The 7397-nt window shown below is 62.9% G+C and carries 9 protein-coding genes; 5 read left to right on the top strand and 4 right to left on the bottom strand.

What is annotated here, in order from left to right; all coding sequences use genetic code 11:
- From EN969_RS09575 to EN969_RS09590, 4 genes are all read right to left on the bottom strand, one after another.
- On the bottom strand, positions 1 to 590 hold a 590-nt coding region (locus tag EN969_RS09575), incomplete at its 3' end, for an alpha-ketoglutarate-dependent dioxygenase AlkB (RefSeq protein ID WP_164758197.1).
- A 102-nt stretch (positions 591 to 692) separates the two neighbouring features.
- On the bottom strand, positions 693 to 1166 hold the full coding sequence (gene lysM, locus EN969_RS09580; RefSeq protein WP_013528340.1) for a peptidoglycan-binding protein LysM: 474 nt from the start codon (positions 1164 to 1166) through the stop codon (positions 693 to 695).
- A 90-nt stretch (positions 1167 to 1256) separates the two neighbouring features.
- A complete protein-coding gene (gene arfB, locus EN969_RS09585; RefSeq protein ID WP_063170436.1) occupies positions 1257 to 1694 on the bottom strand; it encodes an alternative ribosome rescue aminoacyl-tRNA hydrolase ArfB in 438 nt (145 codons plus the stop codon).
- Between the two features lie 83 nt (positions 1695 to 1777).
- Entirely contained in the window at positions 1778 to 3388 is a 1611-nt protein-coding gene (locus EN969_RS09590) for a phosphoenolpyruvate carboxykinase (RefSeq protein ID WP_063169782.1), read from the bottom strand.
- Between the two features lie 343 nt (positions 3389 to 3731).
- On the opposite strand from EN969_RS09590, the gene EN969_RS09595 reads away from it, so the two are divergent.
- From EN969_RS09595 to EN969_RS09620, 5 genes are all read left to right on the top strand, one after another.
- Positions 3732 to 4433: a response regulator transcription factor gene (locus EN969_RS09595; RefSeq protein WP_013528337.1), complete on the top strand. Its 702-nt coding sequence runs from the start codon at positions 3732 to 3734 to the stop codon at positions 4431 to 4433.
- A gap of 20 nt (positions 4434 to 4453) precedes the next feature.
- A complete protein-coding gene (locus EN969_RS09600; protein ID WP_013528336.1) occupies positions 4454 to 6238 on the top strand; it encodes a sensor histidine kinase in 1785 nt (594 codons plus the stop codon).
- 17 nt (positions 6239 to 6255) lie between these two features.
- Positions 6256 to 6717 (top strand): hypothetical protein, encoded by a 462-nt coding sequence (locus tag EN969_RS09605; protein WP_013528335.1) that lies wholly within the window; start codon positions 6256 to 6258, stop codon positions 6715 to 6717.
- Positions 6718 to 6881: 164 nt separating this feature from the next.
- Positions 6882 to 7283 carry a PTS sugar transporter subunit IIA gene (locus EN969_RS09615; RefSeq protein ID WP_010912939.1) on the top strand — a complete coding sequence of 134 codons (402 nt, stop codon included), beginning with the start codon at positions 6882 to 6884 and terminating at the stop codon, positions 7281 to 7283.
- On the top strand, positions 7280 to 7397 hold a 118-nt coding region (locus EN969_RS09620; protein WP_206525141.1), incomplete at its 3' end, for an HPr family phosphocarrier protein. The genes EN969_RS09615 and EN969_RS09620, both read left to right, overlap by 4 nt.

The raw sequence follows: 7397 nt of genomic DNA on the forward strand, positions 1-7397 counted from the left end.
GTCAGATTGATCCGCCCACCGTTTTTCAGCAGCGCCGAGGTCGAGGGATAGATCCGATCGACGCCGTGAAAGCACAGCCGCCCCTCGCCGCCGAGCACCACGACATCACCGCTTTGCAGCCTGAACGACTTGGTGGCGCCATCACGCGTGGTCTGGCCAACCCGGAACAGGCAGTCGTCGCCGAGCGAGACGGAGACGACCGGCGCCGAAAAGTCGGCCTCGTCGCGGTCCTGATGCAGGCCCATCTTCGCATCCGCCGTGTAGAAATTGATCAGGCACGCTTCCGGCGGATGCGGATAGCCCGAGACCTCGCGCCACAGGTCGAGCAGCGCATCCGGAATTGGCGGCCAAGGCGCCCCGGTTAGCGGATGCGCCGGCTGGTAACGATAGCCGTGCTCCTTGTCGGTGACCCAGCCCAGCGGCCCGCAATTGGTCATGCGCACGCTCATCTCCTTGCCGGTGCGCGGCATGGCCGGCACGAACAGCGGCGCCTGCTGCACGATCCGTCTCACCTCGTCGACCAGTTCTTCCTGCACGGTGCGTGACAGGTAGGCCGGCATGTGGCGGACGCCTTTGGGCAGAACGAGCACGGATTCGATCGCCTCTTGGATGGTTCGGAACCGTAAAATGTCACGATCAAATGAAAACGGCGACCCGAAAGCCGCCGCTCTTGTCGAATTGGCAGTCGCCGATCAGGCGAGGTCGGGGATGCGCAGCACCTGGCCCGGATAGATCTTGTCGGGATGGGTCAGCATCGGCTTGTTGGCCTCGAATATGACCGTGTTCTTGACGCCTTGGCCCTTGCCGTAGCTTTTCTCGGCGATCTTCCAGAGATTGTCGCCCTTCTTCACGGTGTAAAAGGTGGGCTCCTTGGCCGGGGCGGCGGCCGTGCCAGGTGCTGGCGCGACCTGTAATTCGTCCGCCTGCACCTTGGAGACGCCGAGCGTGTTGCCGACGGCGATGACCGCCTTCTCGAAGATCGACTGGTCCTTGACCACACCCTTCAGCACCGCCGTATCGCCGTTGACGACGACCTCGACGCCATCGGTGCCGAGCTTGTGCGAATCGAGCTCCTTCTTGAGTGTGTCGGCCGTGGGTGCGGCTTCGTCGTCACCGCCGATGCCCAGTTTCTTGCCGACACTCTTGACGAAATCGAACATGCCCATCGTTGGTCTCCATTGCTGTGGTGGGTGATCGCAGCTTGCCATCTGCAACCCAGAATTGGAAGCCACCCGCGCGTTGCAGCTTCGCGGTGCTTAATCGTTCTCCACCCGGCCGCGCAGCTTCTTGATCGTGCCTCGCCCGGCCTTGCTCTTCAGCCGCCGTTCCACGGCACCCTTTGACGGCCGCGTCTTCTTGCGCGGTGGCGGCGGCGGTTCGGCGGCCTTGGCGACCAGTGCCGTCAGCCGTGCCCGCGCATCCGCCCGGTTCTGTTCCTGGGTGCGGAAGCGGCCCGCTTCGATGACAACGACGCCGTCCTTGGTGGCACGCTGGCCGGCAAGCTTGATCGTCCGCTCGCGCACGCGCTCCGACAGACCCGCTGCGTTGGCGGCGTCGAAGCGCAGTTGCACCGCCGTCGCCACCTTGTTGACGTTCTGGCCGCCGGGACCGGACGAGCGGATGAAATCCTCGTGCAGGTCGCCCGGATGGATCACCGCATCGCCTGATATGATGATGTTGTCGTCGCTCGCCATGCCGCAGTCATGGCGCGGCGGATCGAAAAAGAAAAGGCCCGATCGAACCGGGCCTTTCAACGAAGCTGAACCCCGTAGCGCGATTACTCCGCCGCTTCCTGCATGCGCGGCGCCGCACCCAGCACCACGGCATCGACATGGCTTTCGAATTTCTCGAAATTGACGGCGAACATGCCGACCAGCCTTGCCGCCTGCCGGTCATAGCCGGCCTTGTCGGCCCAGGTGGAGCGCGGGTCGAGAATGGCGCTGTCGACGCCTCGAACCGCCACCGGCACCTCGAAACCGAAATGAGGGTCGGTGCGGAACTCGGCCGTCTTGAGCGAGCCGTCGAGTGCGGCGGCAAGCAAGGCCCGCGTCGCCTTGATCGGCATGCGCTTGCCGGTGCCGTAGGCGCCGCCGGTCCAGCCGGTGTTGACCAGCCAGCAATCGGCGCCGTGGCGGGCAATCAGCTCGCGCAGCAGATTGCCGTATTCCGATGGATGGCGCGGCATGAACGGGGCGCCGAAACAGGTCGAAAACGTCGCTTCGGGCTCGGTCACGCCCTTTTCGGTTCCGGCCACCTTGGCGGTGTAGCCGGAGAGGAAATGATACATCGCCTGCGCCGGGGTCAGCCGCGCGATCGGCGGCATCACGCCGAACGCATCGGCGGTCAGCATGATGATGTTCTTCGGATGGTTGGCGCGGCCGGTCTTGCTGGCGTTGGGGATGAAATCCAGCGGGTAGGCGCAGCGTGTGTTTTCGGTCAGCCTTCCGTCGTTGAAATCCGGCACGCCATCAGCGTCGAGCACGACATTTTCCAGCACCGTGCCGAAGCGCTGCGTGGTGGCGAAGATTTCCGGCTCGGCTTCCGCCGACAGCTTGATCGTCTTGGCGTAGCAGCCGCCTTCGAAATTGAAGATGCCGTGGGGTCCCCAGCCATGCTCGTCGTCGCCGATCAGCGTGCGCGAGGGATCGGCCGAGAGTGTCGTCTTGCCGGTGCCCGACAGGCCGAAGAAGATGGCGGCGTCGCCGGCCATACCCTCGTTGGCCGAGCAATGCATCGGCATCACGCCTTTCGCCGGCAGCAGATAGTTGAGCATGGTGAACACCGACTTCTTCATCTCGCCGGCATAGGAGGTGCCGCCGATCAGCACGACCTTGCGCGTGAGATCCACGGCGATCACCGTTTCGGTGCGGCTGCCGTGGCGGGCGGGATCGGCGCGGAAGGACGGCAGGTCGATGATCGTCATGGCAGGCACGAAATGCTCGAGCTCGGCGGCATCGGGACGAATGAGCAGATTGCGGATGAACAGCGAGTGCCAGGCAAATTCGGTGATCACCCTGGTCGGCAGCTTCAGCTCCGCATCGGCGCCGCCGATCAGGTCCTGGACGTATAGATCCTTGTCCCAGGCATGCGTCTGGAAATCGGCGAGCAGCGTGTCGAACTGGGCTTGTGAAATTGCCTTGTTGTTGTCCCACCAGACATGCGGTTCGGTGTCACTGTTGCGGACGACAAACTTGTCCTTGGGCGAGCGGCCGGTATGCTGGCCTGTCTCGGCGACCAACGCGCCATGTGCGGTCAAGCGGGCCTCGCCGCGCCGGATCGAGTCCTCATAAAGAGCAGCCGCACCGAAATTATAGCGCACCACGCCGGTGGTTTTCAGGCCGATATGATCGATCGCGCAGGCGGAATTGCGTTTGCCGACTTCCGACATCGAGTGTCCCTCTTGGATTTGCCGCATCTTTGCCGGCACCTTCCCGGCACGCCCACTACGCGGGCTGAGATGGTCAGAACCAGAAAAGTCAAATGATATCAAATCATTAATCGATTTAAATATTTTGAAAGTTGTTTAAATCGTTTATATGTGCAAAAAGTTTCGCGGTTGCCCAAAGGATTGGCGATGTACGTTCGTCCAATCCATGTCGAGGTAGGATTGTGGCCGCCGGCATGCCGCGCGTGACAGCGGACAAGGCCTATGCCACATTTTGTACCTAATTTGTCCTGCAAAAGCCCCTTCTCTACGACAGAAGGGACAGCTCATGAGGGAGCCGCTTGAAATGGCAACAATCGCGCTTGTCGATGACGACCGCAACATTCTGACATCGGTGTCGATCGCCCTGGAATCCGAGGGGTATCGCGTCGAGACCTACACGGATGGTGCGTCGGCGCTGGAAGGCCTGGCGGCACGCCCGCCGAACCTTGCCATTCTCGACATCAAGATGCCGCGCATGGACGGCATGGAACTGCTGCGCCGGATGCGCCAGAAGTCCGACCTGCCGGTGATCTTCCTGACCTCCAAGGACGACGAGATCGACGAATTGTTCGGTCTCAAGATGGGCGCCGACGATTTCATCCGCAAACCCTTCTCACAGCGCCTGCTGGTCGAGCGCGTGCGCGCCGTGCTGCGCCGCGCCAGTGCCCGCGAGGCTGCAGCCAAGACGCCAAGCCAGCAGGCCCGCTCTCTCGAGCGCGGCCAGCTCGTCATGGACCAGGAGCGCCACACCTGCACCTGGAAAGGCGAGCCGGTGACGCTCACCGTCACCGAGTTCCTGATCCTGCATTCGCTGGCGCAGCGTCCCGGTGTCGTAAAAAGCCGTGATGCGCTGATGGATTCGGCTTATGATGAACAGGTCTATGTCGACGACCGCACCATCGACAGCCACATCAAGCGGCTGCGCAAGAAGTTCAAGGCCGTCGACGACGACTTCGAGATGATCGAAACCCTTTACGGAGTCGGATACCGGTTCCGCGAAGCATAAGTAGCAGGGCCTGCTATTCGATGGCAGTGGAAGCACAGCGAACAAGACCGGCGGGCGCCTCCAGGCGGCCGTCGCGGATCATGCCGTCCTTCGTCTCGAAGATCACGGTGCCGATGCGCCGCTTCCTTGGCCATCACATCTTTTCCAGCCTGACGCGGCGTATCCTGTTCCTCAACCTTGCCGGCCTCGCCGTGCTGGTGACCGGCATCCTCTATCTCAACACCTTCCGCGACGGGCTGATCGACGCCCGCGTCGAAAGCCTGATGACCCAGGGCGAGATCATCGCCGGCGCCATCGCCGCTTCGGCGACGGTCGAGACGGATTCGATCAGCATCGACCCGGAAAAGCTGCTTGAACTGCAGGCCGGCGAAAGCCTTGGGCCGGGCTCGGACCAGCTCGACAATCTCGACTTTCCGATCAACCCGGAGCGTGTCGCACCGGTGCTTAGAAGGCTGATCTCGCCGACCAGGACCCGCGCCCGCATCTATGACCGCGACGCCAATCTGCTGCTCGATTCGCGCCACCTCTATTCGCGTGGCCAGATCCTGCGCTACGACCTGCCGCCGGTCGAGGAAGAAGAGCCCGATCTGGTCGAGCGCATCCAGAAATTCGTCTTCGACTTCTTCCGCAACACCGAGCTGCCGGTCTATCACGAGCAGCCGGGCGGCAATGGCGCCGCTTTCCCGGAAGTGGTCAAGGCGCTCACCGGCAGCCCTTCGACCATCGTGCGCGTCAGCGAGCAGGGCGAGCAGATCGTTTCGGTGGCGGTGCCGATCCAGCGCTTTCGTGCCGTCCTGGGCGTGCTGATGCTGTCGACCGAAGGCGGCGACATCGACAAGATCGTCGCCGCCGAGCGCAAGGCGATCCTGCGCGTCTTCGGCATCGCGGCCCTTGTCACCGCCATCCTGTCGATGCTGCTCGCCTCGACCATCGCCAATCCGCTGCGCCGGCTGTCGGCGGCGGCGGTGCGAGTGCGGCGCGGCGTCAAGAGCCGTGAGGAGATCCCCGACTTTTCCGACCGCCAGGACGAGATCGGCAATCTGTCGATCGCCATACGCGACATGACCAACGCGCTCTACGCCCGGATCGAGGCGATCGAAAGCTTCGCGGCCGATGTCTCGCACGAGCTGAAAAACCCGCTGACGTCGCTGCGCAGCGCGGTGGAGACCTTGCCGCTGGCCAAGAACGACGATTCGCGCGGCCGGCTGATGGATATCATCCAGCACGATGTCAGGCGGCTGGACCGGCTCATCACCGATATTTCCGACGCATCGCGCCTGGACGCGGAACTCGCGCGTGAAGATGCGGGAACGGTCGATTTGAAGAAATTCATCACCGATCTGGTCGCCGTTTCGCGCGAAGCGACGCGCAACAAGAAGGCGGTCGAGATCGAGTTCAAGGCCGCCAAACTGCCGCAGGGCGTCAAAGGCTATGTCGTCGTCGGCCATGATCTGCGCATCGGCCAGGTCATCACCAATTTGATCGAGAACGCCCGTTCCTTCGTTCCCGAGGATCATGGCCACATCAGCCTGTCGCTGGCGCGTGCCGGCAAGTTCAACATCGTCACCGTCGACGACAATGGCCCCGGCATCCGCGCCGACAACATCGACCGCATCTTCGAACGCTTCTACACGGACCGGCCGGCCGGCGAGGCGTTCGGCCAGAATTCGGGCCTTGGCCTGTCGATATCCAGGCAGATCGTCGAGGCCCATGGCGGCACGCTCACCGCCGAGAACATCCCCGGCACCAAACCCGGCGAGATCAAGGGCGCGCGTTTTGTGGTGACGTTGCCGGCCGAAGGCTGAGAGCATGAATTCCAACCATGCCTGGTCCAGCCGTGCAGCCTGAAAACATTCACGCGACAATGGTTTTGATCGGCGAGCGCGGCATTCTCATCACCGGAGCCTCCGGCTCGGGCAAGACGGCGCTGGCGCTGGCGCTCATAGATCATTGTCGCCAGCGCGGATCGTTCGCGCGGCTCGTCGGTGACGATCAGCTCTTTGTCGAGGCGCATGCCGGGCGGCTTCTGTGCCGCGCTCCCGCCGCCATAGAAGGCCTCGTCGAGGTGCCTGGGCTCGGCCCCCGGCCTCTGCCATTCGAGCCGGCAGGCCTCGTCGACCTGCATGTCCACCTGGTGCCGGCCGATGAAGCGCCGCGCTTCCAGGAGGATGCCGCTAGCAGCATCGTGGGTTGTCTGGTGCCACAGGTCGATGTGGTCGAACGCAATATCCCGGCGGCCTTACCGGTCGTGATGGCGCGGCTGTCGATCGCGCCTTTTCTATGATCCGCTCCGGGTTTTTTGCTGCAATGCGTCAAAATGGCATGCGCCTGCGCAATTTTGGGCTTGTCAACGGGCCGCGCGTCGACAAGATAGCGCTCCCGCCGCCTGGATTGGCTGGCGAGCATAAAATGCGCCTGTGAAGCGGCGATGACGGGAGCCACCAAAGAATGATCGGACTCGTGCTTGTAACGCACGGTCAACTGGCCACCGAGTTCCGACATGCCGTCGAACATGTCGTCGGGCCACAAGACAATTTCGAAACCGTGGCGATCGGTGCCGACGACGATATGGAGCAGCGTCGGCGCGACATTGTCGACGCGGTTGCCCGTGTCGACACCGGGGCGGGCGTCATCGTGCTGACCGACATGTTCGGCGGCACGCCCTCCAATCTTGCCATCTCGGTGATGGAGTCCGGCCGCACCGAGGTGATCGCCGGCATGAATCTGCCGATGCTGATCAAGCTCTCCTCGATCCGCAAGGGCGACAACATGGCGGCCGCCCTTGATGAGGCCCAGGCCGCCGGTCGCAAATACATCAATGTTGCCAGCCAGCTCCTGAGCAGCAAATGACCGCGCTGTCCCCGGAAAAAGATCAGATAGTCCGGGATTTTCCCATCATCAACCAGCGCGGCCTTCATGCGCGCGCTTCGGCGAAGTTCGTCCAGCTGGCCAGCGGCTTCGATG

This window comes from Mesorhizobium sp. M7A.F.Ca.CA.003.01.2.1 (assembly GCF_003998945.1).
Lineage (GTDB): Bacteria > Pseudomonadota > Alphaproteobacteria > Rhizobiales > Rhizobiaceae > Mesorhizobium > Mesorhizobium ciceri.

Excerpts from the sequence above, each read along its gene's own strand:
- EN969_RS09600 (WP_013528336.1), top strand. The coding sequence starts at position 4,454 with ATGGCAGTGGAAGCACAGCGAACAAGACCGGCGGGCGCCTCCAGGCGG.
- arfB (WP_063170436.1), bottom strand. The coding sequence starts at position 1,694 with ATGGCGAGCGACGACAACATCATCATATCAGGCGATGCGGTGATCCAT.
- EN969_RS09615 (WP_010912939.1), top strand. The coding sequence starts at position 6,882 with ATGATCGGACTCGTGCTTGTAACGCACGGTCAACTGGCCACCGAGTTC.
- EN969_RS09605 (WP_013528335.1), top strand. The coding sequence starts at position 6,256 with ATGCCTGGTCCAGCCGTGCAGCCTGAAAACATTCACGCGACAATGGTT.
- EN969_RS09595 (WP_013528337.1), top strand. The coding sequence starts at position 3,732 with ATGGCAACAATCGCGCTTGTCGATGACGACCGCAACATTCTGACATCG.
- EN969_RS09590 (WP_063169782.1), bottom strand. The coding sequence starts at position 3,388 with ATGTCGGAAGTCGGCAAACGCAATTCCGCCTGCGCGATCGATCATATC.
- lysM (WP_013528340.1), bottom strand. The coding sequence starts at position 1,166 with ATGGGCATGTTCGATTTCGTCAAGAGTGTCGGCAAGAAACTGGGCATC.